The sequence below is a fragment of the Mesorhizobium sp. B2-4-12 genome (assembly GCF_006441575.1).
Taxonomy (GTDB): domain Bacteria; phylum Pseudomonadota; class Alphaproteobacteria; order Rhizobiales; family Rhizobiaceae; genus Mesorhizobium.
Genome location: NZ_VFVC01000006.1, coordinates 97916 through 122839, shown reverse-complemented (window position 1 = coordinate 122839; position 24924 = coordinate 97916). Strand labels below are relative to the sequence as shown.

Below are 24924 nucleotides of genomic sequence, written 5' to 3'. Positions count from 1 at the left end.
ATGCCCCGTTCCACCACATCCGGTCCATCCCAGCGCATGCTGCGCGTTGGCGAGCAGGTGCGCCATGCGCTTTCCGAAACCCTGCAGCGCGGCGAGATCATCGACCCGTTGATTGAAAACTCGGTCGTTTCGGTCTCCGAAGTGCGCATGTCGCCCGATCTCAAGATCGCCACGGCCTTTGTATCCCCGCTCGGTGCAAAGGATGCCGGCGCCGTCATCGAAGCGCTCAACAAGCATGCGAAATTCGTCCGCGGCCGTGTCTCCGGTGCGCTCAGGCAAATGAAATACATGCCGGAGTTCCGCTTCCGGCTGGACACATCCTTCGACAATTTCGCCAGGATCAACGACCTGCTGAAGTCGCCCGAAGTGGCCCGCGATCTTGATGCGGACGACGACAAGAACAAAGACGACAGGGTCAAAGACGACAGGGACAGCGAATAATGGGGCGTCGCGGCAAGAAAAAGGGTCGGCCGGTCTCCGGCTGGGTGGTGCTGGACAAGCCGGTCGGCATGGGATCGACCGAGGCTGTGTCCAAGATCAAATGGCTGTTCCAGGCCGAAAAAGCCGGCCACGCCGGTACGCTCGACCCTCTGGCTTCCGGCATGCTGCCGATCGCGCTCGGCGAAGCCACCAAGACCGTGCCTTACGTGCAGGACGGCGCCAAGATTTATCGTTTCACCGTCGCCTGGGGCGATGAGCGCTCCACCGACGATCTTGAAGGGCCGGTGACGAAGAGCTCTGACCTGCGTCCGACCGAAGCCGAGGTGCGGGCCCTGCTGCCGAAATACACCGGCGTCATCATGCAGACGCCGCCGCAATTCTCGGCCGTCAAGATCGCGGGCGAACGCGCCTACGACCTCGCCCGCGAAGGCGAGACGGTCGACATCCCCCCGCGCGAGATCGAGATCGGGCGTCTCGACGTCGTCGAGCACGGCGCCGATTACACGGTTTTCGAGGTCGAATGCGGCAAGGGCACCTATGTGCGTTCGCTGGCGCGTGACATGGGCCGCGACCTCGGCTGCTTCGGCCATGTTTCCGACCTGCGCCGGGTCGAGGTCGAGCCGTTCACGCCGCAGGATTTCGTTACCATCGCCGAACTTGAGGCGGCGCGCTTCGGCGCGCAAGGTGAAGACAAGTCAGGTTCGGACGACGGCGGCGACGCCCCGGACGCGCCGATCGACTTCGACGCGATCGATGCGCTTCTTGTCGATACGTCAGCGGCTCTCGATTGCCTGCCGCAGATCGCCATCAGCGATGACGCCGCGACCAAGATCCGTCTCGGCAACCCGGTCATCATTCGTGGCCGCGATGCGCCGGTGGAGGCTGAAGAAGCCTGCGCGACGGCACGCGGCAAGCTGGTTGCCATCGGCGCGATCGAACAGGGCATGTTCAAGCCCAAGCGGGTCTTTGCCGGCTGATGGCTCTCGTCTAACTTCGGTTGGACTTTAAGATCGGGGGGCACATGGCAAAGGCCGAGGCGGTGAAAAAGCGGGCGCCGGTGAAGACGCGGCGGCCGCCGGTCGGCGCCTCGCCGGGCACGCTGATCGCCGATCCGGCGGCGCGGCGCTCCGAACTGCGGCTGACCCTGATCTCGCCGCAGAAATTCAAGACCATCGACAATGCCAGCATCGACGACGTCGAGGCCAATTGCCACAAATGGCCGGTAATCTGGCTCGACTGCACTGGTCTCGCCAACATCCAGCTGATCGAGGAGATCGGCCGCATCTTCAGCCTGCACCCGCTGGCGCTGGAGGACGTCGTCAACACCGGCCAGCGGCCGAAGGTCGACTTCTTCGAGGATCATGTTTTCGTCGTCGTGCGCATGATCGACGATATCACCGCGCATCGCTACGAACAGATCGCTGTGTTCCTCGGCGAGAACTTCGTCGTCACTTTCCAGGAGCGCGAGGGAGATCCGTTCGATCCCGTGCGCAAGCGCATCGAGAGTTCGGCGCCCAATCGGTTGCGCACGCGCGGCGCCGACTATCTGGCCTATGCACTGATCGACGCCATCGTTGACAGCTATTTCCCGCCGATCGAGGCGGCCGGCGACCTGGTCGACGGCATCGAGGACCAGATGCTGCATTCGACGCACAAGCACCAGATGCGGCAGCTGCATGAATTGCGGCGCGACGCCAATGTGCTGAAGGGCGTGCTTTGGCCGATGCGCGATGCCCTGGCGACGCTGATCCGCAACGACGTGGCCTGTGTCAGAGCCGAGACCAAGGTCTTCCTCAACGACACGCTCGACCATTCGCTCCGGCTGATCGAGCTGGTGGAGACCCAGCGCGACATGCTGACCGGACTGATCGAGATGCATCTGTCGCTGAGCCAGGCGCGCACCAACGATGTCATCAGCTATCTCACCATCGTCTCGGTCATCTTCATGCCGCTCACATTCCTGGTTGGCGTCTGGGGCATGAACTTCGATCCCGGGAGTTCGCCCTGGAACATGCCGGAGCTGAAGGCCTATTACGGCTATCCCGCGTCGTTGCTGTTCATGGCCGTTATCGCCGCTGGGCTGATCGCCTTTTTCAAATGGAAGAAATGGCTGTAACCGGTACAAAGTTTGGTACTTGAGCTGAAAAGCCGGCTTCGTGAATTGGGCTGGTGTTTTGCCGGGAATTGCACTATATGCGCCGCAGCATAGCGCTAGGACGCTTTGCTTGCACCGGCCCCTGCTGGACGACATCCCGGCTGAGGGCGACCCGTTTCCTCGAACAGATAAGGAAAAACACGATGTCGATTACTGCCGAGCGCAAGAAGGAATTGATGGGTGAATTCGCTACCGCCAAGGGCGATACCGGGTCTCCGGAAGTCCAGGTGGCCATCCTTTCCGAGCGCATCAAGAACCTGACCGACCATTTCAAGGACCACAAGAAGGATAATCATTCCCGCCGTGGTCTGCTCGCTCTCGTGTCCCAGCGCCGCAGCCTGCTTGACTATCTCAAGCGCAAGGACGACGCGCGCTACCAGACACTGATCGAGAAGCTCGGTCTGCGCCGTTGACGAATTGACCGGCGGGCTCCCACAGGGAGTCCGCCGGTCGCGCATTTGAGCATCGGGCCAACCCGAACTCGAATGCAGGACTGGAGCGCCGCGCACCCATCTGGATGCCGGACGGACGCTCCGAAAAGCTGAATTTGCGCATGACGCGTTCCGTAAGCCGTGGTTTTCGGGGTCATGCGCAGGCCAGTCGATCGATTGGCCATATCCGGCTTCGAGCGCGCAGAGGGCCACTCGAAGTCACCCATGGACGGTCATGGGGCAGGATTGCAGGACGCTCGTATGGCCATTGTGCCGGTCAAACCCGAGCTTCCCGTTGTCTTGCCCGTGGCTGCCCGAGAAAGGAAGCCAGAGGAAAGGGCACCCGCGCATGATGAAAACGGCGCGGTCCTTCCTCATACAAAGGACAAGACATGTTCAATCAACACAAAGTGGAAATCGAATGGGGCGGCCGCCCGCTCATCCTCGAAACCGGCAAGATCGCGCGCCAGGCTGACGGTGCCGTGCTTGCCACTTACGGCGAGACCGTGGTTCTCGCCACCGTCGTTTCGATGAAGGAGCCCAAGCCCGGCCTCGATTTCTTTCCGCTGACCGTCAACTACCAGGAAAAGACCTATGCCGCCGGCAAGATCCCGGGCGGCTATTTCAAGCGCGAAGGCCGTCCGAGCGAGAAGGAAACGCTGGTTTCCCGCCTCATCGACCGCCCGATCCGGCCGCTTTTCGCCGACGGCTACAAGAACGACACCCAGATCGTCGTCACCGTCGTTCAGCACGATCTCGAAAATGACCCGGACATCTTGTCGATCGTCGCCACCTCGGCCGCGCTGACCCTGTCTGGCGTTCCCTTCATGGGCCCGATCGGCGGCGCCCGCGTCGGCTACATCAACGGCGAATATGTTCTCAACCCGCACATTGACGAGATGGAGGAATCCAAGCTCGACCTCGTCGTCGCCGGCACCACCGACGCCGTGCTGATGGTCGAATCCGAAGCCAAGGAACTTTCCGAAGAGCTGATGCTCGGCGCCGTGATGTTCGGCCAGAAGGGCTTCCAGCCGGTAATCGACGCCATCATCAAGCTGGCCGAAGTCGCCGCCAAGGATCCGCGCGACTTCACCGCGCCGGATTATTCCGAGCTCGAAGGCGAGATGCTGAAGATCGTCGGCGACGAACTCCGCGACGCCTACAAGATCACCGACAAGCAGAAGCGCTATGCCGCCGTCGACGCCGTCAAGGCGAAGGTCAAGGCCGCATTTGCTCCGGCCGAGGGCGAGGATCCCAAATACACTTCCGAGCAGATCGGCTCCGTGTTCAAGGAACTCCAGGCCAAGGTCGTGCGCTGGAACATCCTCGACACCGGCTCGCGCATCGATGGCCGTGATCTCAAGACTGTCCGCAAGATCGTCTCCGAAGTCGGCGTCCTGCCGCGTACCCATGGTTCGGCGCTGTTCACCCGCGGCGAGACCCAGGCGCTGGTGGTTGCCACGCTCGGCACCGGCGAGGACGAGCAGTATGTCGATTCGCTGACCGGCATGTACAAGGAGAAGTTCCTCCTTCACTACAACTTCCCTCCCTACTCCGTCGGTGAAACCGGTCGCATGGGTTCGCCGGGCCGCCGCGAAATCGGCCACGGCAAGCTCGCCTGGCGCGCCATCCGCCCGATGCTGCCGAGCGCCGACCAGTTCCCCTACACGCTGCGCGTCGTCTCGGAGATCACCGAGTCCAACGGTTCCTCGTCGATGGCCACGGTCTGCGGCACCTCGCTGGCGCTGATGGATGCCGGCGTGCCGCTGGCCAAGCCGGTTGCTGGCATCGCCATGGGCCTGATCAAGGAAGGTGAGCGCTTCGCCGTGCTGTCGGACATCCTGGGCGACGAGGATCACCTCGGCGACATGGACTTCAAGGTAGCCGGGACCGCCAACGGCATCACCTCGCTGCAGATGGACATCAAGATCGATGGCATCACCGAGGAGATCATGCAGATCGCCCTCGGCCAGGCCAAGGACGGTCGCCTGCATATCCTCGGCGAAATGGCCCATGCGCTGTCCGGCGCACGTGCCGAGCTCGGCGAGTTCGCGCCGCGCATCGAGGTCATGCACATCCCGACCGACAAGATCCGTGACGTCATCGGCTCCGGCGGCAAGGTCATCCGCGAGATCGTCGAGAAGACCGGCGCCAAGATCAACATCGAGGACGACGGCACAGTCAAGATCGCTTCCTCCAACGCCAAGGAGATCGAGGCGGCGAAGAAGTGGATCCACACCATCGTCGCCGAGCCGGAAGTCGGCGAAATCTACGAAGGCACGGTCGTCAAGACCGCCGACTTCGGCGCCTTCGTCAACTTCTTTGGCCCGCGTGACGGTCTCGTCCACATCTCGCAGCTCGCCAATGAGCGCGTTGCCAAGACCTCGGACGTCGTCAAGGAAGGCGACAAGGTCTGGGTCAAGCTGATGGGCTTCGACGAGCGCGGCAAGGTTCGCCTGTCGATGAAGGTCGTCGACCAGGCGACTGGCAAGGAAATCGTGCGCGAGAAGAAGGCCGAAGGCGAAGAAGACGCCGCCTGAGCGATCTGACAACGAAATCGAAGCGGGCGCGGCTGTTGTCGCGCCCGTTTTCGTTTGCAGCAATTCCAGGAAAGGTGCGAAGCGGATTTCCGTCCGGAATTGCGCAAGACACCAAAGGGCAGGGGGACATGTCTGCTGAGGCGCTGAAGACGCTTTTCCATCCGTTCGAGGCCGAGGCTCTTGCCTTGCCAAGCAAGGGCGAACGCGTCCTTTTCCTCGGCGCCGAACCCGGCCTGCGCTTGCCCCAGGGCTTCGCCGCCACTCTGCATCTTGTCCAAGGCTTCCGGCCCTATTTCCGTGCATTGCAGGCGGCTGGCTTCGCGGTCACGCCGCAACCGGCGGGTAATGGTTTTGAAGCCGCGCTGGTGATCGCCGGCCGCCATCGCGGCCAGAACGAACTGCGCGTCGCGGAGGCTCTCCAGCGCTTGGCGCCGGGCGGATTGATCGTCATTGCCGGAAGCAAGGACGACGGCATTGCCAGCCTACGCAAGCGCATCGACGAGCTTGTACCGCTCGACGGCCATATGCCGAAATATCACGGCATCGCTTTCTGGCTGCGCCGGCCGATGGACATGCAGGCTGTCATCGCCTTACGCACCGCCAATCCCGCCTTGCTGGTCGAGGACCGGTTCCACACCGCACCAGGTATGTTCTCCTTCGACCGCGTCGACGCGGGTTCGAAACTGCTGGTCGACAACCTGCCTGGTGATCTGCGTGGCAGCGCGGCCGATTTCTGCGCCGGCTGGGGGTATGTGGCGGCTGAGATGGCTGCCCGCTCGCCAGGCCTGTCGGCTCTCGATCTCTACGAGGCCGATTTTGACGCGCTGGAGGCGGCCAAGGGCAACCTCGGCAACACCTTGGCGCTGGGCTTCTTCTGGACGGATCTGCTCGCCGAGACTGTCGAGCGCCGCTATGACGTCATCGCCATGAACCCGCCCTTTCACCGCAGCCGCGCGGCGGAGCCGGAGATCGGCGCCGGCATGATCCGTGCCGCAGCCAAGGCGTTGAAGCCCGGCGGCAGGCTGTTCATGGTCGCCAACCGCCAGCTTCCCTACGAGCCCGTGCTGTCGGCCGCCTTTGCCAGCCACGCCGAGCTTGCCCGCGACGGTATGTTCAAGGTGTTTTCCGCTCGGCGCTGATATAAGCAGGCGCCCTCAATGCAGAGTGGCGACGCGCCGCATGTCCTCGCCGGCGTGCCCATCGACGACCCCGACCTTCAGCGGCGCCGGCCGCCCGAACAGGTAGCCTTGCACGACTTCGCAGCCTGCCGCCCGCAGCAGCGTTGCCTGGCTCTCGGTCTCGACGCCTTCGGCGATGATGCTGACGCCGAGCGCACGCGAAAGCCCGACAATGGTCGAGACGACGGCGCCGGAACTGGAATCCGTATCGATGCGGCTGACGAAGGAACGATCGATCTTCAGCTTGCCGAACGAGAAGTCGATCAGGTAGCTGAGGTTCGAATAGCCTGTGCCGAAATCGTCGACGGCCACGGATATGCCCATCTCGGCAAGCTCTTTCAGGATGGCGGCCGCGCGGTCACGGTCCTGCATCATCGCCGTCTCGGTGACTTCCAGTTCCAGCCGTGACGGCTTGATGCCGGTGGTCCTCATCGTGTCGCGCACGATGCCGACGAAGTCCTTGGTCATGAACTGGACCGGCGAGATGTTGACAGCCACGAAGCAGTCGTCCGGCAAATGGCTTGCGTCGCTGCAGGCCTTGCGCAGAACCCATTCGCCGATCGGGTTGATCATCCCCGTCTCCTCGGCGATCTGGATGAACTCCATCGGCGGGATCATGCCACGCTCTGGATGATTCCAGCGGATCAGCGCTTCATAGCCGACGATGCGGCCGGTCGGCAGATCGAGTTGCGGCTGATAGTGCAGATCGAAGTCTCCGCGTTCGAAGGCGGTGTGCAGTTCGGATTCGACCCATTGGCGATAGTCGGCCACCCGCCCCATCTCGCTGTCGAAGACCGACCAGTTGCCGACGCCGCTGGCGCGCGCGTTCTGCAGCGCAAGGTTGGAGCGGCGCAGGATGAGGACCGGGTCGATGCCATCCTTGGGCATGGCCACGATACCCACCGAAAGGCTCACGGATTGCTGATGGCTGCTGAGTTCATAGGGCTCCATCATCTCGTCGATGAGCCTCTCGAGCATGCTTTCCATCGTTCCCTGGATTTGGTGATCCTGAAGCAGCACGGCGAACTCGCCGGCACCAATGCGCCCGATCACGGTGCGCGCGGGAACGCAGGTTTTCAGCCGCTTGGTGAAGGCGCGTATCAACTCGTCGCCCTGGGTGTAGCCGATCGCGTCGTTGATCTGCTTGAACCGGTCGATGTCGATGTCGATCAGGAACACCGGTTCTCCGGTCCGGCGCGTGGTGCATGCCGCCTCGGCGATCTTGCCGACCATCGCCGGGCGGGCCAGCAACCCGGTCAGCTTGTCGAAATGGGTCTCGTTGAAGACGAAATCCGCCGATTCATCGATGCCGGCGAAGAAAGACATTGCCGCCACCGATGCCGCCAGCGCGCAAAGCGCGGCCGTGATCGCGACCATCATGTCCACCGACATGCCGGCAAACCCGTTGCCGAGACCGTGCTTCAGGCCCCAGATGCCGAGGATGAAACTGCCGATACCCGAACTTGCTATCGTGAGCAGTCGGAACACCGGTGTTCGCTTCGGGTTGCTGACAGCAGGCATTGAAAGGTCCCCAGATTGCGGGACTCTATAGCGGGAGCCTTCTTAAAATGGCTTTCCGCGAATGCATCCAATTTTACCGGAGAGGACTATTTCTTTCCTGGAATGAAGCGATTTCCAAACGTCGGGATACATGTCCCGCAAAGCGGGTGGCCGCAAATCCGCTCCTCAGCCATCCGTCTGCTTCAATTCGTCCAGCGTCGGCATCGAGACGATGTGATAGCCGGAATCGACATAGTGGATTTCGCCGGTGACCCCGGAGGCGAGGTCGGAGAGGAGATAAAGCGCCGACCCGCCGACCTCGTCGATGGTCACGGTACGGCGCAGCGGCGAGTTGCGCTGCTGGTAGGAGAACATGTGGCGGGCGTCCGAAATGCCGGCGCCGGCGAGTGTGCGCACCGGTCCCGCCGAGATGCCGTTCACCCGGATGCCGCGCGGGCCGTAGTCGTTGGCGAGATAACGCACGCTGGCCTCGAGCCCGGCCTTGGCGACGCCCATCACGTTGTAGTTCGGCATGACGCGGACCGAACCGGCATAGGTCAGCGTGATCATCGAGCCGCCATCCTTCATCAGCGGCGCGGCATTGCGGGCCACCTCGGTGAAGGAATAGCAGGAGATCACCATGGTGCGGATGAAATTGTCCCGGCTGGTGTCGGCGTAAAGGCCTTTCAGCTCATTCTTGTCGGAAAAGCCGATAGCATGGACGACGAAGTCCAGCCCGCCCCAGGCCTTGCCAAGCGTCTCGAAAGTTTCGGCGACCGAAGCGCTGTCCTCGACGTCGCAGGGAACGACCAGTGAGGCGCCGAGCTTGTCGGCGAGCGGTTTGACCCGGCGGCCGAAGGCCTCACCCTGGTAGGTGAACGCCAGTTCCGCCCCATGTTCGGACAATTTCCTGGCGATGCCCCAGGCGATCGAATGATCGTTGGCGACCCCCATGACAAGCCCGCGCTTGCCCTTCATCAATCCATCCATGGCCGCCAATCCTTCTACAAAAACCAGGCCTTATGCGGAATAGCGCTGGAAAACGAGCGTTGCGTTGGTGCCACCGAAGCCGAAGGAATTTGACAGGACGGTGTCGATCTTGGCGTCGTCGATGCGCTTGCGCACGATCGGCATGCCCTCGAATTCAGGATCAAGCGTCTCGATATGGGCGCTTTCGCCGATGAAGCCGCCCTGCATCATCAGGATCGAATAGATGGATTCCTGCACGCCGGCCGCGCCCAGCGAATGGCCGGTCAGTGATTTCGTCGAGGTGATGAACGGCATCTTCTCGCCGAACACCTCGCGGATCGCGCCCATTTCCTTGGAATCCCCCACTGGCGTCGAGGTGCCATGGGTGTTGATGTAATCGACCGGCTCGGTAACCGTCGACAGGGCCTGCCGCATGCAGCGGATAGCACCTTCGCCCGAAGGCGCGACCATGTCGTAGCCGTCCGAGGTCGCGCCGTAGCCGACGATCTCGGCGTAGATCTTGGCGCCGCGCGCCTTGGCATGCTCCAGTTCTTCCAGCACCAGCACGCCGGCGCCGCCTGCAATGACGAAGCCGTCGCGATTGGCGTCGTAGGCGCGGGAAGCGGTCGATGCCCGGTCATTGAACTTCGACGACATGGCGCCCATCGCATCGAACAGGTCCGACATTGTCCAGTCGAGATCCTCGTGACCGCCGGCAAAGACCATGTCCTGCTTGCCCCACTGGATCAGCTCATAGCCATTACCGATGCAATGCGCCGAGGTCGAGCAGGCCGACGAGATCGAATAGTTGACGCCATGGATCTTGAACCACGTGGCCAAGGTGGCCGACGCCGTCGACGACATCGCCTTCGGCACCGCGAAGGGGCCGATGCGCTTGGGGCTGCCGTTCTTGAGCGTGGTTTCGGCCGCTTCGACGATGGTGCGGGTGGAGGGGCCGCCCGAGCCCATGACGATGCCGGTGCGCTCATTGGTGATGTCGCTTTCGCTCAAGCCGGCATCCGCGATCGCCTGGTCCATGGCGACATGGTTCCAGGCCGCGCCCTGCGACAGGAAGCGCATCGCGCGGCGATCGATCATGGCGGACGGGTCGAGTGTCGGCGCACCCCAGACCTGGCAGCGGAAGCCATGCTCGGCGAAGGAATCGGAAAAGCTGATCCCGGATCTGGCGTCATGCAGCGAGGTCTGCACCTCGTTGGCGTTGTTGCCGATCGACGACACGATGCCGAGGCCTGTGACTACGACACGTCTCATTCGCAACTCCTTCCAGGGATGCCGGCCAAAGGGCGGGCCAGGGCTGCGGTCAAGCGACCGCCGACTGCTTGGACAAACCGACCTTCAGGTCCGTCGCCGCATATATGGGCTCGCCATCCGCCTTCATCCAGCCATCGGCGATGCCCAGCACGAGCCGGCCGCGCATCACGCGCTTGAAATCCACGCCATACTCGACCTTCTTGACCGATGGCGTGACCATGCCCTTGAACTTTACCTCGCCGGTCGACAGCGCCATTCCCTTGCCGGGTTCGCCGAGCCAGCCGAGATAGAAACCCGTCAATTGCCACAAAGCGTCGAGGCCGAGGCATCCCGGCATGATCGGATTGCCGATGAAATGGCAGGCAAAGAACCACAGGTCCGGCTTGATGTCGAATTCGGCGCGGATGAAGCCCTTGTCGAAGGCGCCGCCGGTTTCGCTGACCTCGGTGATGCGGTCGAACATCAGCATCGGCGGGTAGGGCAACTGGGCATTGCCCTCTCCGAACAGCTCGCCGCGGGCGCAGGCCAGCAATTCTTCGTAGTCGTAGCTGGATTTCGAACCCGCCATCAATCTCGTCCCCATATCGTCCGGGCGATAGCGCGCCCTTGTCGTTGGTGTCCTAACACAATCTGTTTCAGGCCGGAAACCGGCGTTTGCGCTTAACCCGCCAGTCTGCCCGGGTCAATGCGCGCTATTGATCGCATTCGGACGACAGAATATATGTCAACAGGGGTCCGGTTTCGGCAGACATTCATTTTTTTGCCATTCTGGGCGTGCCTTGAGGCGGGACTGTGAGCTTGGAAGACCAGATGGACCGGGGCTGCCGGAAGGAAAATGTCGCTGTGGACAAGCGCGTACGGGAAGCGGGGCTGAGGCCGACGCGCCAACGCATAGCGCTGGCCAACCTGCTTTTTGCCAAGGGCGACCGTCATCTCTCCGCCGAGGAACTGCATGAGGAGGCGCTGGCCGCCGGCGTGCCGGTGTCGCTGGCCACCGTCTACAACGCACTCCACCAGTTCACCCAGGCGGGGCTACTGCGCATCCTCGCCGTCGAAGGTGCCAAGACCTATTTCGATACCAACACCTCCGACCACCATCATTTCTACATCGAAGGCGAAAACCGGATTTTCGACATCGCCAACGGCCCGGTGACGGTCACCAACCTGCCGGACCCGCCCGAGGGTATGGAAATCGCCAATGTCGACATCGTCGTGAGGCTGCGCGCCAAGCGCCAGGAATGACAGGCGAGGGCCAGACCAATCGGCCCGGCCAGAATAATCTGCCTGGGATGAAACCGCTCGACCTGATAGTCCGGCTCGAATGGGCTGTCGTGACCATGGCCGCTGTCGTCTTCTACGGTTCAACAGGGGTTTCCTGGTGGCTCTTCGGATTGCTCATCCTGGCGCCGGACCTGTCGATGTTGGGCTATCTCGGTGGCCCGCGCATCGGTGCCATCGCCTACAACGCCCTGCACATCGTGATCGTACCGGTGCTGCTGTTGCTCGCTGGTCGCCTGGCCGGCAATGCGACGGCAAACGCGGTCGCACTGATCTGGATCGCTCACATCGCCATCGACCGTGCGCTTGGCTATGGCCTCAAGCTGTCAACCGGTTTCCAGAACACCCATCTCGGCCGTATCGGGCGTAAACGCGAGACGCTCAGTCCTTGACCCGCTCGCCTGGATAGGCGCCCCACACTGCGGACTGGGAGAGCCAGCCGGTATGACCGGCGAGCGTCATTTCGCACCACTGGCCGTCGCAGGCCTTGATCGTGCCCATGACGCCCGGCTCGACGATGGCCACCACCCTGGCATCCTTGTCGGGGCTCTTGAGAAGATTGACTTGGGCGCCCTTGCCGCGCTGCCAGGGCGCGATGATGGCGGTGCGTCGGCCTGAGAGCAGCGATTGGTTGATCCAGCCTTCCGAACCGTCCGCATCGCGCACGCGGCGCCACGTATCGAACTCCTGGATGATCTCCATAGGCAGCCCGGCCTTCAGGTACATCCAGTCGACCGAATAGTTGGCACCCGGCCCGACGCGCGAGTTGACGCGGCCGGATTTGAGACTGACGAATCGCGGCAGTGGCAGGCCGCTCGGTCCGAGCGTGACGGCGCTCTGGGCCGGTGCCGCCGCGCTTTGCGCCGTGGCAAGCGGAGAATAAAGGAGAGCGCCGAGAAATGCTGCGCTGAGGGTCAGGCGAAGCGACGCGAAACCAGACACTTTCGTTCCTTTCGGTGCCGGCCCGGCGGCTGCGGCGCCCCTTTTTCTTTGTCTTCGGCGGCACCGCTTGTTACATGGGTAAATCGGCTACCGCGACCGGCTTTCAGTTTCGCCGGTCTTGGTTAAAGAGGTCTCAACGAGGGAAACAATGGTAGGCAAAAAGAAGCCTCTCGTGGTCATCACGCGAAAGCTGCCCGACCCGGTCGAGACCCGCATGCGCGAGTTGTTCGATGCAAGGCTGAATGTCGAGGACAGGCCGATGACGCAGCCGGAGCTGGTTGCCGCGGTCAAGGAAGCCGACGTGCTGGTGCCGACCGTGACCGACCAGATCGACGCGGCGCTGATCGCCCAGGCCGGCGACAACCTCAAGCTGATTGCCAATTTCGGCAATGGCGTCGACAAGATCGACGTGGCGGCGGCGGCCAAGAGGGGCATTACCGTCACCAACACGCCCAATGTGCTCACGGAAGATACCGCTGACATGACCATGGCGCTGATGCTGGCGGTGCCACGCCGGCTCGCGGAAGGCGCCAACGTGCTGACCGGAGACAAGAAATGGGCCGGCTGGTCGCCGACCTGGATGCTTGGCCGGCGCATCTGGGGCAAGCGGCTCGGCATTGTCGGCATGGGCCGCATCGGCACGGCCGTTGCCCGGCGGGCCAAGGCCTTCGGCCTTTCCATCCACTATCACAATCGCCATCGCGTGCTGCCGGCGGTCGAGGACGGGCTGGAGGCGACCTATTGGGAAAGCCTCGACCAGATGCTGGCCCGCATGGACATCATCTCGGTCAACTGTCCGTCGACGCCCGCGACCTTCCACCTCTTGTCGGCGCGGCGACTGGCGTTGCTGCAGCCCACGGCCTATGTCGTCAACACCGCGCGCGGCGACATCATCGATGAAGAAGCGCTGGTCAAGCTGATCCAGGACGGCAAGATCGCCGGCGCCGGCCTCGACGTCTACGAGCACGAGCCGGCCCTGAACGGCAAGCTGCTCAAGCTCGCCGCCAAAGGCAAGGTCGTGCTCTTGCCGCATATGGGCTCGGCGACGCTCGAGGGCCGCATCGACATGGGCGAGAAGGTCATCATCAATATCAGGGCCTTCGTTGACGGGCATCGTCCGCCGGACCGCGTGTTGCCGCTCAGGACCTGACGCCTCGCCGTCCTTCAAGTGAAAGCCGAAGCTTACGAAATGGTTTTGCGCATGGTGATCGAGGTCGGCCTGGCGTAGCCTTCATGCGCCGTCTGTTCGGTCTCGTGGAAGCCGAGGCAGGCGAAGGCGGCATGGTTCGTGATGAGTTCGATCCGTGTCTGAAGTTCCAGCGCCGCCTTGCCGCGGTCGAGCGCAAGATGTTCGACCGCCCGCATCAGTTGCCGGCCAATGCCTTGCCCCTGCCAGTCCGGTGCGACGGCGAGCTTGCCGACATAAAAGTCGTCCTCCCGTTCGAGAGCAAAGATGCAGCCGACGATCCTGCCGTCGTTGAGCGCCACGAAGCCGGTCTCCCGCCGAGCCTTGTCACGCAACGTGTCGACGGTGAGCAAATGGGCCGAGGATGGCGGGTCGATGACGCCGTCCATGGAGGCGAAGGCCTGCATGATCAGGGCAAGCACATCATCCCAGCGGTCGAAATCGGCGGGGATGCGGATGACGGAGAAGGGCACGGTCTGCTTCAAGGTCAGCGCCTGGTGTAGCGGATCGTTTCGAAGCGCGCGGCGAGCGCATCGTAGAGCAGCAGCCGGCCGACCAGCGGCTCGCCGATGCCGGCGATCAGCTTGATCGCCTCCATCGCCTGCAGCGTGCCGACGACGCCGGTCAGCGCGCCGAGCACCCCGGCCTCGGCGCAGGACGGCACCAAGCCCGGCGGGGGGGCTTCGGGAAAGAGGTCGCGGTAGCTCGGGTTCGGCTTGCCATCCTTGCCGTCCTCGAATGGCTTCAGCACCGTCACCGAACCGTCGAAGCGTCCGACAGCGGCATGCACCAGCGGTTTTCTTTCGCTCGCGCAGGCGTCGGCCACCGTATAGCGGGTTTCGAAATTGTCGGAACCGTCGACGACGATGTCATAGCGGGCAACGAGGGCAGGGGCGTTGTCCGCGCTCAGCCGCAATGTGTGCGTCTCGACCGTGGTGTTGGGATTGATGCGGATGATCGCCGCCTTGGCGCTATCGGTTTTCAGCATGCCGACCGTATCGGTGCCGTGGATGACTTGACGCTGCAGATTGGAGAGCGACACGGTGTCGTCGTCGACTATGCCGAGCGTGCCGACGCCAGCCGCCGCAAGATATTCGAGCACCGGCGCCCCCAGCCCGCCCGCGCCGATCACCAGGACACGCGCTTGCTTGAGCTTCTGCTGGCCCGCGCCGCCGACCTCGGGCAGCACGATGTGGCGGGCATAACGTTCGATCTCGTCGGTGGTGAGCGCAGTGGTCATATCAGGACCATATCGTGGCCGAAAAACCTTGTCAGGTCTTCATGCATGTCGCCCAAAGTGTCGAGCGGTTTTGGGGTACCGACATGCATGCGACAAGATCGCGTCGCCCAAAAGTGTCGAGCGGTTTTGGGCTACATGCATGCAATCTAGGCGGTTGGCTTAACCTTGCCGTGGTCGACCGTCAGGAACTGCGCCCTGCCCAGCAGGCTGGAAAACAGAGCCGCATCGGTTCCCGTCATGAAAGCCTGGCAGTTCAATTCCTCCAGGATCGAGAATAGCGCCGCCCGCCGTCCGCCGTCGAGATGCGCGGCGATCTCGTCAAGCAGCAGGATCGGCGTCATGCCGGACATCTCGCCGGTCAGCCTTGCATGCGACAGGACGATGCCGACCAGCAGTGCCTTCTGCTCACCGGTCGAGCAGAGCTCTGCCGGCATCGCCTTGGGCCGGTGCCGGACCACGAGATCCGAACGGTGCGGCCCCTCGAGCGTGCGCCCGGCGGCGCGGTCGCGGTCACGGCTTTCCATGAGTGTCCGCCGGAACCGCTCCTCGACATCGACCGCCGGCGCGCTTGCGATCTCGGCTTCCAGATCGCCCGCGAGGCCGATGTCGGCCTGCGGGAACGGTCCCCTGTCGGGCAGCCTGTCGATCATGGCGGCCAGCAGGCGCACTATCTCGGCGCGCGCCGCGGCGATCGCCACCCCGGTTTCGGCCATCTGGGTCTCGATCGCGTCGAACCAGCGGTCGTCGCGCGAGCCTTCGGTCAGCAGACGATTACGGCCGCGCATCGCCTTCTCGTAGTCGAGGGCGCGCTGGCCGTGACCAGGGTCGATCGCCAGCACCAGCCGGTCGAGAAAGCGCCGGCGATCCGCCGCCGGTCCGGTGAACAGCGCATCCATGGCGGGCGTCAGCCAAACGACGCGCAGCCATTCCAGCATGTCCTCGGCCGACCGCGCGTTGGCGCCGTTGATCCGCACCCGCCTGCCGCCCTCGCTCTCGCCGCCGGAAATGCCGGTGCCGATCTCGATCTGGCCGCCAGGTCCGTCGAGCCGGGCGTGCAGCGCAAAACCGCCGTCGCCGCCCTCGCGCGCGACATCCGCGTAAGGAGCGCGGCGCAGGCCGCGTCCCGGCGTCAGAAAGGAGATGGCTTCGAGAAGGTTGGTCTTGCCGGCGCCGTTGTCACCAGAAAAGACCACAAGGCCGGGGGCGAGATCGATCGCCAGCGCCGCATAATTGCGAAAGTTAGTAAGTATTAGCTTACTTATATGGGTTTGTACCGGCAACCGCTATCCGCCTGTAGAAGTCGCCATCATTCTCGCTGCCGGCTGCGGCGGAGCCGCCTGACGACAGGTGCCGGCTATACGCGCATCGGCATCAGCACGTAGAGCGCGGTCTCGTCGGCCATGTCGTGAATCAGCGTCGGCGAACCGGCGTCGGCCAGCATGAATTTGGCTTCCGTACCGGTCAGCTGTGCGGCGACGTCGAGCAGGTATTTGGCGTTGAAGCCGATCTCGATCGGGTCCGCCGAATAGTCGGCGGCCAGTTCCTCGGTGGCGCTGCCGGAATCCGGGTTGTTGACGGCGAGCGTCACCTGGCCTTCGCTGATCGAAAGCTTCACCGCGCGGCCGCGTTCGGAGGAAATGGTCGAGACGCGATCGACCGCGGCGGCAAAGCTCTGGCGGTCGAGGATCAGCTTCTTGTCGTTGCCGGTCGGAATGACGCGCTGATAATCGGGGAAGGTGCCGTCGATCAGCTTCGAGGTCAGGACCACGCTGCCGATGGTGAAGCGGATCTTGGTGTCCGACAGTTCGGTGGTCACGGCGATATCCGGATCGTCGACCAGCTTCTGCAGCTCACTGACCGTCTTGCGCGGAATGATGATCCCCGGCATGCCCTCGGAACCCGCCGGTGCGTCGATCTCGGCACGGGCCAGGCGGTGGCCGTCTGTGGCCACGGAGCGCAGCTTGAGCTTGCCGCCGACCTCATGTGTGTGCAGGTAGATGCCGTTGAGATAGTAGCGCGTCTCTTCGGTGGAAATGGCGAACTGCGTCTTCTCGATCAGCCCCTTCAGGGCGACCGAGTCGAGCCGGAAGATATGCGAGAAGGAGCCGGCCGAAAGCTCCGGGAAGTCGGATTGCGGCAGGCACTGCAGGCGGAAGCTCGAGCGGCCCGACGTCACCGTCATGGCGTTGCCGTCCTCATCCGTCTTCAGCATCACCTCGGCGCCGTCGGAGAGTTTGCGCACGATGTCATAGAGAAGGTGGGCCGGAACCGTCGTCGCCCCGCCGCGCTCCACCTTGGCCGGCGTCGCTTCCGTCACCTCCAGGTCTAGGTCGGTGGCTTTCATTTCGAGGCTGGCGCCCTCGGCGCTGAGCAGCACGTTGGACAGGATCGGTATTGTGTTGCGCCGTTCGACCACGCGGTGGACGTGGTTGAGCGACTTCAGGAGATTTGACCGTTCCAGGATAACACGCATGACGAAACAGGCTCGCTTGAAAGGATGAGCGGGTCTCCGGCTGGCGGCGCCCCGCGAAACGTCTGAACAGGCTCAGAATCTGCGTAAACTGACAGGAAAAAGCCAGCAAACGCAAGCCCGCGCCACCGGTTCAGGCCGGCTGCACAGGCTTTCTGGGGATAAAGGGCGCGAAGTCCGCCGGCCGATGCGGCGAATCCGGAATCCGGATCGTCTCCCGGCAAGGCCGTGGGCCCATTTCGGGTTCACGGCCGGGCAGGCAAGCCATTGAATTCCAGAACCGTTCTGGCTTGCCTGTCGCGGTACCGGTCAGGCCTGGTCGTTGATCAGGCGCCGCAGCAGTTCTAGTTCCTGTGCCAGCGTGTTGTCGGCGCCAGAAAGGTCTTCGATCTTGCGCACGGCATGCAGCACCGTGGTGTGGTCGCGGCCGCCGAAGCGCCGCCCGATTTCGGGCAAGGAGCGCGGCGTCATCACCTTCGACAGATACATGGCTACCTGCCTGGGCTTGACGATCGTGCGCGTGCGCCGGTTGGACAAAAGTTCCGTCTTCGACACGTTGTAGTGGCGCGCCACGATGCGCTGGATGTCCTCGATGCGAACCCGCTTCGGCTCGCCCGTGCGATAGATGTGGCCGAGGATCTCGTCGATGCGGTCGATGGTGATCTGCGGCTCGAACGACTGGCGAAACAGCAGCTGATTGAACGCACCCTCGAGTTCGCGGCCGCTGCCGGTCACGGTGCGGGCGACGTGATTGAGGATTTCATCGGAAATGTCGAGCGACGCGTCGTCGGTCCTGGCCGTGGCCAGGCGCAGTTTGAGCATGCCGAGGCGCATGGCGAAATCGGGCGCCGACATTTCGAGCGCGACGCCGCCATTGAGGCGCGAACGCACCCGCGGCTCCAGCGATTCCAGCTCCGACGGTGGCCGGTCCGCGGCGACGACGACTTGCTTGGCGCTGTCGAGCAGCATGTTGATCAAGTGGCAGAACTCATGCTGGATCGACTTGCCCTGCAGGAACTGCATGTCGTCGATGATCAGGAGATCGATGTCGCGCAGCTGCTCCTTGAGCGTCAGCGCATTGTTGTCACGGATCGCCGTGGCGAAGCGCCACATGAAATATTCGGCGGTGAGATAGACGACGCGGGACTTGGGATTCTGCTTCAGCGATTCCGCCGCGATGGCCTGCAGGAGGTGCGTCTTGCCGAGCCCGACGGTTGCGTGCAGGAAAAGCGGATTGAAGCGCACCGCGCTCGACTGCGATTCCGCTACGGCCTTGGCGGCCGCGAACGCCACCCGGTTCGACGGTCCTTCGATGAAGGAGCCAAAAGTGTAGCGCGGATCAAGCGGCGACCCCAGCACATTGTGGCGGAACTCGTTCTCGGCCGAAGCGCCCGGCCGCGGCACCGGAGGCCGCTCCACCCTGCCTGGGCTCACGGTGCCGGCGGCCAGCGCTGTCTGCGTCTGCCGCGTCATCTTGCGCGCCGGCGCTAATTCCGGTTCGGCATGGCTGCGCCCCTGGCGGGTGGCCGTGCGGACGACGATCTCGATCTTGAGGACTTCGGGATCCTCCTGCTTCCACAGTTCGGAGATAAGGTCGTGATAATGACCGTTGATCCACGAGCGCAGGAACGCGGTGGGCACCGAGATGCGGACAATGCCCTTGGAAGCCTCCGCGACCTTCATGCGGCCGAACCAGCTCGAATAGACTTCAGCCCCCAGACGCGCCTTCAACTGGGTCTTGACCCGGTCGAACTTCTGTTCCGCGTCGCTGGAGACCACCATCTCGTTTGCTCCGATCAAAGTTCCAGGAAATGGGAGGTCGCCCGTAAGCTCCCTTTCGATGCCGCTCTGCATGATCGAGTTCCTTGCCTTTCTGTACCTGTTTTTCCGCTGGGGATGCGCCTCCTGCATCCTTCGCCAGCGACTGTATCTTCGCTACGAAGCTCCTTGCCGCCGCCGGCAATGAACGTCGCCCATTATCCGGGGAACCGGTGCCGGCCCATGGAAGCCAGTCCGCGTTGGGTATTTCAGGGCAACACAACACCGTCCGGCGAAAGAGCGCCGGCGCGCTGTCTACCTGCCATGTCTAGTTACGCCAGTCCCCTACCGTATCGAAAAAGAGCAAACCAAACCGTCCGCGGACTTGATCCGCGTCGCAAATCCCGCCAATTTAAGCTGGCCCGATTCAGGCTGGGTTAAGGGCTCAGGACCCCGTCCCTTTCGATGGATGGACATTACCGAAATCGCTGTGGATAGGGCAAGGCCACGTCTAACGGATTTTTAAGGAATCTGGTTACCTCGGGCAGGTTCAGGCGCCATGCTGCGGCGGTATGTTTTAACAAAGCCATTGTGATTCAAACCCTTTTCCCGCGAATATGAAAAAGCCGGGCGGGTTTGAAATTTTCTGAAATAATTCGCTTGACAGCCAGTTGTCCTCCCGTCCCCTCGGCGTGCTGTGGACAAGTTGTGGATGACTACCGCTAATTGATTGAAAAATATTGGTTATTTATGCTGACCAGGGATTTTGCAGCCTGCACTTTTCAAGCATGTCGACCATCAGTAGGCATGCATGTGCCGGCAAAGCATTTCGAACCCTGGACTCCGTATTGGACGCCATTTCTCAGTATTCTTTTTAAGTACTTGCCGGCAAACGAAAAAACCCGGCACGATCGGCCGGGTTTTAAAGAAGATCAGCCTGGAAAGTCGATTCAGGCCGACAGCACCTTGAGGCGCTGGGCCAGCCGCGACACCTTGCGGGACGCGGTATTCTTGTGGATCACGCCCTTGGTCGCGGCGCGCATCAATTCCGGCTCGGCGGCCTTGAAAGCGGCCTGGGCGGCTGCCTTGTCGCCGGAGGCGAGTGCCTCCTCGACCTGGCGGATATAGGTGCGAACGCGCGACCGGCGGTTCTTGTTGATCGCCGCGCGGCGGGCGATCTTACGCGTTGCCTTTTTGGCCGAGGATGTGTTGGCCATGATGCCTCTCTTCTAATCTGGTCGGCGCACGCGGCATGCCGCAGGGCGCAAAAAACAAACGGGCAGCCACGGGGCCGCCTCGGTTGGTGCGGCTTATAGTTCAGCTTTTCCGGCGCGTCAACGCTGCCCGGCGTTCTTTTTGGCCGGCGTCACAGGGTTTCGGCCCCGGCCGCCGATGCCCTACCGGTTGGTGAAATTCGGCTTCCGCTTTTCGGCGAAGGCCGCCATGCCTTCCTTCTGGTCTTCGAGCGCGAAAAGCGAGTGGAACAGGCGGCGTTCGAACCGCAATCCCTCGGCAAGCGTCGTTTCATAGGCACGGTTGACAGCTTCCTTCGCCATCATCACCGACGGCAGCGAGAAATCAGCGATTTTGGCAGCCGCCTTGACGGCCGCCTCGACAAGCTCGCCCGCGGGCACGACCCGCGATACCAGGCCCGAGCGCTCGGCTTCCGCCGCATCCATCATCCGCCCGGTCAGGCACATGTCCATGGCCTTCGACTTACCGACGAACCGGGTCAATCGTTGCGACCCGCCCATGCCGGGAATGACGCCGAGCGTGATTTCGGGCTGGCCGAATTTGGCCGTATCGGCGGCGATGATGAAATCGCACATCATCGCGAGTTCGCACCCCCCTCCCAGCGCATAGCCGGCCACCGCCGCGATAATTGGCTTTCGCGCCCGCGTGAATTCTTCCCAGCCAGCGAAGAAGTCCTGGCTGTAAGCGTCCACGTAGGAGATCGCCTGCATCTCCTTGATGTCGGCACCGGCGGCAAAGGCCTTGTCGGAGCCGGTAACAACCATGGCGCCGATCCCGGGATCGGCGCTGAAACCGTTTACGGCTGCGACGAGTTCATTGAGGATTTGGGAATTCAGCGCGTTGAGCGCCTGCGGCCGGTTCAGCGTGATCAGCCCGACCTTGCCGCGCGTCTCGGTGATGATCGTCTCATAGGCCATGGCTGCTTCTCCTCGCTCGACCCCGGTCTAACTCAGCTCTGACACGTCCGGCAATAGAAGGTCGAGCGTCCGCTCTGCACGATGCGCTCGACGTGACCGCCGCAGCCGGGCTTGGGGCAAGGCTCTCCCTCGCGGTCGTAAACGGCGAAGGAGTGCTGGAAATAGCCCAGCGACCCGTCGGCGTGCACATAGTCACGCAGCGATGACCCGCCGGCGGCGATGGCGTCTGATATGACCGAGCGGATCGCCCCGGCGAGACGTTCGCTCTGTTCCTTCGCCTTCTTGCCGGGCTTGGCGATGGTGCCCGCCTCGCGCAGGGGCGACAGGCCGGCACGCCACAGCGCCTCCGAGACATAAATATTGCCAAGCCCCGCGATCAGCCTCTGGTCGAGAAGCGCTGCCTTGAGCGGCGATCTGCGGCCTTTCAGCAGCGAGGCGAGCAGCACGCCGTCCAGCGCATTGCCCGTGGGCTCGACGCCCAGTCCGGCCAGCATGGGATGCGTCTCCGGCAGCCCTTCTGAAAACAACATGAAACCGAAGCGGCGCGGGTCGTTGAAGATCACTCGGGACCGAGTGCCGGCGGCCGATTCGACGTGGAAGACGACATGGTCGTGCACCGTGCTTTTCGAGCGTTCGTGGTGGAACACGCCCGGCATCTCGCGGTCGTCGTCGATCTCAATGCGAAAGGAGCCCGACATGCCGAGATGGCAGATCAGCACCGGACCATCCTGCATATGCATGGTCAGGTACTTCGCCCGGCGGCCGAGCGCGGTAATCGTTCGGCCGGTCAGCCGTTCCGAGAATCGTTCGGGAAACGGAAACCGGAGATCCGGCCGCCGCGCCTCGACCTTGGCCAGATGGGCGCCTTCGAGAACCGGCTGCAGGCCGCGCCGGACCGTCTCGACTTCGGGCAATTCAGGCATGGCCGCCAATCGTCGCGTGGAAAGAAGTGCCGTGGGGGCCGCGCGCCAGTCCGAGATGTTCGGCGACGGTCTCGCCGATATCGGCGAAGGTTGCCCTCAGCCCTATGTCGCCGCCTTTCAGATCCGGCCCGGTGCCGATCACGGGAATGCGTTCGCGCGTGTGGTCGGTGCCCCGCCAGGTCGGATCGTTGCCGTGATCGGCCGTCAGGATGAGAAGGTCGCCTTGCCGCAGCCTTGCGAATGCCTCCGGCAGCCGCAGGTCGAAGGCCTCGAGCGCGGCGGCATAGCCGGCGACATCGCGGCGATGGCCGAACTCGGTGTCGAAATCGACGAAATTGGCGAAGACGAGATCGCCGTCGCCGGCGTCATCCATTGCGCCCAGCGCCTTGTCGAACATGGCCATGTTGCCGGCGGCCTTGCGCACTTCCGAAATCCCGCGATGGGCGAAGATGTCGCCGATCTTGCCGACGGCGATGACGCGGCTTCCCTGCGCCGTCAATCTATCGAGCAGTGTCGGCTCCGGCGGCGGCACGGCGTAGTCGTGACGGTTGTAGGTTCGAGCGAAGGTTGTGGTCGTCTCGCCGACGAACGGCCGTGCGATCACGCGGCCGATCCTCAATGGGTCAACCAGTCGGCGCACCACCTGACAGAATTCATAAAGCCGCTCCAGCCCGAAATGGACTTCATGCGCGGCGACCTGCAGGACCGAATCGATCGACGTGTAGCAGATCGGCTTGCCGGTGCGGATGTGCTCCTCGCCGAACCGCTCGATGATCTCGGTGCCCGGCGCATGGCAGTTGCCGAGAATGCCAGGCACCTTTCCCTCGCGGATCATCGCCTCGGTCAGATCGGCGGGGAAGGCGGGAACGGTATCCGGGAAATAGCCCCAGTCGAAGCGGACCGGCAGGCCCGCGATCTCCCAGTGACCGGAAGGGGTGTCCTTGCCGCTAGAAACCTCTTGCGCCGCGCCATGGAAGGCATTGGCGAGTACATCCGTTCCGAAATGGGCAAAACCCAGTCCTGTCGCCGTCTCGGCCGCCTTGCCAAGCCCGAGAGATGCCATGTTGGGAACAAACAGCGGGCCCTGACGAAGCCCTTCACGATCCGCGCGGCCTTCCGCGCAAGCTTCGGCGATGTGCGCGAGGGTGTTGGCGCCGGCGTCGCCATAGCGCTCGGCGTCGGCCGCGCCGCCAATGCCGAAGGAATCCAGGACGAAGAGGAAAGCGCGCGCCATCGGATCATTGTTGCCAGTGTGGACGACCAGACATAGGGTTCCACGGCGGCATTGGCAAATCGGAAACCGAACGGCAACGGCTTGGCGCGATAATCCGGTGCATGTCGCCCAACAGTGCGCAGCGGTTTTGGGGGAACGATATGGACAGCAAGAGTGCATGTCGCCCAAAAGTGTGCGGCGGTTTTGGGGTGACGACATGCACCGATACGAGAGATGGCACCGATACAAGAGATGAATGTCGCGGCGCTGCGGGCACGGGTCGTCAATCAAACAGAACGCGGGGCAGTCTTGCCATGAAGGCTGCGCTGAGGACCTGGGCTACCCTCATGGTCATGCACGGCATGTTGTGGTGCGGTCATGCGCGGGCCGACTGGCGCGATGATATCGGCACGTTTCGCATCGGAATTGTCGCCGAGCCTAATGGCGGCAACACCGTTCCGGGTCTGGCGCAGTTGACGCAAGCCTTTACCAATGCGTTGGGCATGAAGGTGGAGTTCGTCGTTGCCCGCGACTATGCCTCGCTGATCGAGGCGCAGGCCAATGCCCGGATCGAATACGCCATCTATTCGGCGACCGCCTATGCCACGGCGCAGCAACGCTGCGCATGCGTCGAGCCGCTCGTGGCTCCGGTCGATTCCGACGGTGCGGCGGGCATCCGCTCCGTGTTGCTGACCAGGGATGGCAAGCTGCCTGGCCTGGCTGATATGGAGACCCATCGGATCGTCATGCCGCCGCCTGACAGTGTCGGGGGCTCGTTTTTGCCGCTGGCAGGGCTGGCCGCCGAGCATGTCAAGGTTGCCGAAGATGCACCGTTTCTGATCCACGCGGATTCAGCGTCGGCGGCGGAAATGATACTCGTCGACGGCAAGGCCGACGCCATGTTCGGCTGGGTCAGGGCCGCGGCCGATGGCCAGCCGCAACTATCTGGTGGCACGCGGGCAAGGCTTGAGGCGGCCGGCCTTTCGGCATCCGCTCTCCAGGTCGTGTGGATATCGGCCCTGCTGAGATACGGTCCCCACACCGTGCGCAGCGATCTCGACCCGGAAGCCAAGCGGCGGCTGACCGTGTTCCTCACCAACCTCAAATCGACGACGCCGGATGTCTACGATCTCCTGGAAACGAAGCACTCTGGTGGTTTTTTGACCGTGGCTCCAAAGGATTATGCGACGGCGGAAGCCATCGTGCGGATGGTCTCGCCCGATGGTGGGCAGCGGTAAAAGCCCCAGCGGTTCAGTG

The 24924-nt window shown here is 63.0% G+C and carries 24 protein-coding genes; 10 read left to right on the top strand and 14 right to left on the bottom strand.

What is annotated here, in order from left to right:
* The 6 genes from rbfA (at position 1) to FJ934_RS06025 (ending at position 6706) form a co-directional block, all read left to right on the top strand.
* Complete coding sequence (gene rbfA / locus FJ934_RS06050) at positions 1–441, top strand: 30S ribosome-binding factor RbfA (protein ID WP_140607744.1); 441 nt, start codon at positions 1–3, stop codon at positions 439–441.
* Positions 441–1418, top strand: coding sequence for a tRNA pseudouridine(55) synthase TruB (truB, locus tag FJ934_RS06045; RefSeq protein ID WP_140607742.1), 978 nt, complete (start codon positions 441–443; stop codon positions 1416–1418). The genes rbfA and truB overlap by 1 nt, the downstream gene beginning before the upstream one ends.
* A 44-nt stretch (positions 1419–1462) precedes the next feature.
* On the top strand, positions 1463–2557 hold the full coding sequence (corA, locus tag FJ934_RS06040) for a magnesium/cobalt transporter CorA (RefSeq protein WP_140607740.1): 1095 nt from the start codon (positions 1463–1465) through the stop codon (positions 2555–2557).
* A gap of 77 nt (positions 2558–2634) precedes the next feature.
* Entirely contained in the window at positions 2635–3009 is a 375-nt protein-coding gene (rpsO, locus tag FJ934_RS06035) for a 30S ribosomal protein S15 (RefSeq protein ID WP_281406662.1), read from the top strand.
* Positions 3010–3419: 410 nt separating this feature from the next.
* Positions 3420–5567 carry a polyribonucleotide nucleotidyltransferase gene (pnp, locus tag FJ934_RS06030; RefSeq protein WP_140607738.1) on the top strand — a complete coding sequence of 716 codons (2148 nt, stop codon included), beginning with the start codon at positions 3420–3422 and terminating at the stop codon, positions 5565–5567.
* 128 nt (positions 5568–5695) lie between these two features.
* Positions 5696–6706, top strand: a complete 1011-nt coding sequence (locus FJ934_RS06025; RefSeq protein ID WP_140607736.1) for a class I SAM-dependent methyltransferase — start codon at positions 5696–5698, stop codon at positions 6704–6706.
* Positions 6707–6721: 15 nt separating this feature from the next.
* On the opposite strand, the gene FJ934_RS06020 is transcribed toward FJ934_RS06025, so the two are convergent.
* The 4 genes from FJ934_RS06020 to fabA all read right to left on the bottom strand — a co-directional run bounded on the left by FJ934_RS06020 (position 6722) and on the right by fabA (position 11054).
* Entirely contained in the window at positions 6722–8266 is a 1545-nt protein-coding gene (locus FJ934_RS06020; RefSeq protein WP_140607734.1) for a bifunctional diguanylate cyclase/phosphodiesterase, read from the bottom strand.
* Positions 8267–8431: 165 nt separating this feature from the next.
* Positions 8432–9235, bottom strand: a complete 804-nt coding sequence (gene fabI, locus FJ934_RS06015; protein ID WP_140607732.1) for an enoyl-ACP reductase FabI — start codon at positions 9233–9235, stop codon at positions 8432–8434.
* Positions 9236–9265: 30 nt separating this feature from the next.
* Complete coding sequence (gene fabB / locus FJ934_RS06010; protein ID WP_140607730.1) at positions 9266–10486, bottom strand: beta-ketoacyl-ACP synthase I; 1221 nt, start codon at positions 10484–10486, stop codon at positions 9266–9268.
* Between the two features lie 49 nt (positions 10487–10535).
* Entirely contained in the window at positions 10536–11054 is a 519-nt protein-coding gene (fabA, locus tag FJ934_RS06005) for a 3-hydroxyacyl-[acyl-carrier-protein] dehydratase FabA (RefSeq protein ID WP_127276870.1), read from the bottom strand.
* Positions 11055–11296: 242 nt separating this feature from the next.
* On the opposite strand from fabA, the gene irrA reads away from it, so the two are divergent.
* Together irrA and FJ934_RS05995 are read left to right on the top strand one after the other, a co-directional pair.
* Positions 11297–11728: an iron response transcriptional regulator IrrA gene (gene irrA / locus FJ934_RS06000; RefSeq protein WP_181165535.1), complete on the top strand. Its 432-nt coding sequence runs from the start codon at positions 11297–11299 to the stop codon at positions 11726–11728.
* Between the two features lie 47 nt (positions 11729–11775).
* Positions 11776–12156, top strand: a complete 381-nt coding sequence (locus FJ934_RS05995) for a DUF4260 domain-containing protein (protein WP_181165532.1) — start codon at positions 11776–11778, stop codon at positions 12154–12156.
* On the opposite strand, the gene FJ934_RS05990 is transcribed toward FJ934_RS05995, so the two are convergent.
* The gene (locus FJ934_RS05990) at positions 12146–12706 is read right to left on the bottom strand and encodes an SH3 domain-containing protein (RefSeq protein WP_140607724.1); all 561 of its coding nucleotides are present in this window, start codon (positions 12704–12706) and stop codon (positions 12146–12148) included. The genes FJ934_RS05995 and FJ934_RS05990 overlap by 11 nt on opposite strands.
* A 148-nt stretch (positions 12707–12854) precedes the next feature.
* Between FJ934_RS05990 and FJ934_RS05985 the strand changes: the two genes are divergently transcribed.
* Complete coding sequence (locus tag FJ934_RS05985; protein ID WP_140607722.1) at positions 12855–13856, top strand: D-glycerate dehydrogenase; 1002 nt, start codon at positions 12855–12857, stop codon at positions 13854–13856.
* A gap of 32 nt (positions 13857–13888) precedes the next feature.
* Here the strand turns inward: FJ934_RS05985 and FJ934_RS05980 are convergent, their stop codons facing one another.
* The 9 genes from FJ934_RS05980 to FJ934_RS05940 form a co-directional block, all read right to left on the bottom strand.
* Complete coding sequence (locus FJ934_RS05980) at positions 13889–14377, bottom strand: GNAT family N-acetyltransferase (RefSeq protein ID WP_246671441.1); 489 nt, start codon at positions 14375–14377, stop codon at positions 13889–13891.
* A 2-nt stretch (positions 14378–14379) separates the two neighbouring features.
* Positions 14380–15132: a molybdopterin-synthase adenylyltransferase MoeB gene (locus tag FJ934_RS05975; protein ID WP_140607721.1), complete on the bottom strand. Its 753-nt coding sequence runs from the start codon at positions 15130–15132 to the stop codon at positions 14380–14382.
* Positions 15133–15278: 146 nt separating this feature from the next.
* Complete coding sequence (recF, locus tag FJ934_RS05970) at positions 15279–16412, bottom strand: DNA replication/repair protein RecF (RefSeq protein ID WP_140607719.1); 1134 nt, start codon at positions 16410–16412, stop codon at positions 15279–15281.
* A 74-nt stretch (positions 16413–16486) separates the two neighbouring features.
* Complete coding sequence (gene dnaN / locus FJ934_RS05965) at positions 16487–17605, bottom strand: DNA polymerase III subunit beta (protein WP_140607718.1); 1119 nt, start codon at positions 17603–17605, stop codon at positions 16487–16489.
* Positions 17606–17911: 306 nt separating this feature from the next.
* A complete protein-coding gene (gene dnaA / locus FJ934_RS05960) occupies positions 17912–19456 on the bottom strand; it encodes a chromosomal replication initiator protein DnaA (RefSeq protein ID WP_140607717.1) in 1545 nt (514 codons plus the stop codon).
* An 854-nt stretch (positions 19457–20310) separates the two neighbouring features.
* On the bottom strand, positions 20311–20577 hold the full coding sequence (gene rpsT / locus FJ934_RS05955) for a 30S ribosomal protein S20 (protein ID WP_140607716.1): 267 nt from the start codon (positions 20575–20577) through the stop codon (positions 20311–20313).
* Between the two features lie 180 nt (positions 20578–20757).
* Positions 20758–21531: an enoyl-CoA hydratase gene (locus tag FJ934_RS05950; protein WP_140607715.1), complete on the bottom strand. Its 774-nt coding sequence runs from the start codon at positions 21529–21531 to the stop codon at positions 20758–20760.
* Between the two features lie 32 nt (positions 21532–21563).
* On the bottom strand, positions 21564–22454 hold the full coding sequence (gene mutM, locus FJ934_RS05945; protein WP_140607714.1) for a bifunctional DNA-formamidopyrimidine glycosylase/DNA-(apurinic or apyrimidinic site) lyase: 891 nt from the start codon (positions 22452–22454) through the stop codon (positions 21564–21566).
* Positions 22447–23688 carry a phosphopentomutase gene (locus FJ934_RS05940; protein WP_140607713.1) on the bottom strand — a complete coding sequence of 414 codons (1242 nt, stop codon included), beginning with the start codon at positions 23686–23688 and terminating at the stop codon, positions 22447–22449. The genes mutM and FJ934_RS05940 overlap by 8 nt, the downstream gene beginning before the upstream one ends.
* A gap of 293 nt (positions 23689–23981) precedes the next feature.
* Here FJ934_RS05940 and FJ934_RS05935 point away from each other — a divergent pair, with 293 nt between their 5' ends.
* Positions 23982–24905 (top strand): phosphate/phosphite/phosphonate ABC transporter substrate-binding protein, encoded by a 924-nt coding sequence (locus FJ934_RS05935; RefSeq protein WP_140607712.1) that lies wholly within the window; start codon positions 23982–23984, stop codon positions 24903–24905.
* Positions 24906–24924: the final 19 nt, after the last annotated feature.

Coding starts and splice junctions, on each gene's coding strand:
- rbfA (WP_140607744.1), top strand. CDS start 1: ATGCCCCGTTCCACCACATCCGGTCCATCCCAGCGCATGCTGCGCGTT.
- truB (WP_140607742.1), top strand. CDS start 441: ATGGGGCGTCGCGGCAAGAAAAAGGGTCGGCCGGTCTCCGGCTGGGTG.
- corA (WP_140607740.1), top strand. CDS start 1,463: ATGGCAAAGGCCGAGGCGGTGAAAAAGCGGGCGCCGGTGAAGACGCGG.
- rpsO (WP_281406662.1), top strand. CDS start 2,635: ATGCGCCGCAGCATAGCGCTAGGACGCTTTGCTTGCACCGGCCCCTGC.
- pnp (WP_140607738.1), top strand. CDS start 3,420: ATGTTCAATCAACACAAAGTGGAAATCGAATGGGGCGGCCGCCCGCTC.
- FJ934_RS06025 (WP_140607736.1), top strand. CDS start 5,696: ATGTCTGCTGAGGCGCTGAAGACGCTTTTCCATCCGTTCGAGGCCGAG.
- FJ934_RS06020 (WP_140607734.1), bottom strand. CDS start 8,266: ATGCCTGCTGTCAGCAACCCGAAGCGAACACCGGTGTTCCGACTGCTC.
- fabI (WP_140607732.1), bottom strand. CDS start 9,235: ATGGATGGATTGATGAAGGGCAAGCGCGGGCTTGTCATGGGGGTCGCC.
- fabB (WP_140607730.1), bottom strand. CDS start 10,486: ATGAGACGTGTCGTAGTCACAGGCCTCGGCATCGTGTCGTCGATCGGC.
- fabA (WP_127276870.1), bottom strand. CDS start 11,054: ATGGCGGGTTCGAAATCCAGCTACGACTACGAAGAATTGCTGGCCTGC.
- irrA (WP_181165535.1), top strand. CDS start 11,297: ATGGACCGGGGCTGCCGGAAGGAAAATGTCGCTGTGGACAAGCGCGTA.
- FJ934_RS05995 (WP_181165532.1), top strand. CDS start 11,776: ATGAAACCGCTCGACCTGATAGTCCGGCTCGAATGGGCTGTCGTGACC.
- FJ934_RS05985 (WP_140607722.1), top strand. CDS start 12,855: ATGGTAGGCAAAAAGAAGCCTCTCGTGGTCATCACGCGAAAGCTGCCC.
- FJ934_RS05975 (WP_140607721.1), bottom strand. CDS start 15,132: ATGACCACTGCGCTCACCACCGACGAGATCGAACGTTATGCCCGCCAC.
- dnaN (WP_140607718.1), bottom strand. CDS start 17,605: ATGCGTGTTATCCTGGAACGGTCAAATCTCCTGAAGTCGCTCAACCAC.
- dnaA (WP_140607717.1), bottom strand. CDS start 19,456: ATGCAGAGCGGCATCGAAAGGGAGCTTACGGGCGACCTCCCATTTCCT.
- rpsT (WP_140607716.1), bottom strand. CDS start 20,577: ATGGCCAACACATCCTCGGCCAAAAAGGCAACGCGTAAGATCGCCCGC.
- FJ934_RS05950 (WP_140607715.1), bottom strand. CDS start 21,531: ATGGCCTATGAGACGATCATCACCGAGACGCGCGGCAAGGTCGGGCTG.
- mutM (WP_140607714.1), bottom strand. CDS start 22,454: ATGCCTGAATTGCCCGAAGTCGAGACGGTCCGGCGCGGCCTGCAGCCG.
- FJ934_RS05940 (WP_140607713.1), bottom strand. CDS start 23,688: ATGGCGCGCGCTTTCCTCTTCGTCCTGGATTCCTTCGGCATTGGCGGC.
- FJ934_RS05935 (WP_140607712.1), top strand. CDS start 23,982: ATGAAGGCTGCGCTGAGGACCTGGGCTACCCTCATGGTCATGCACGGC.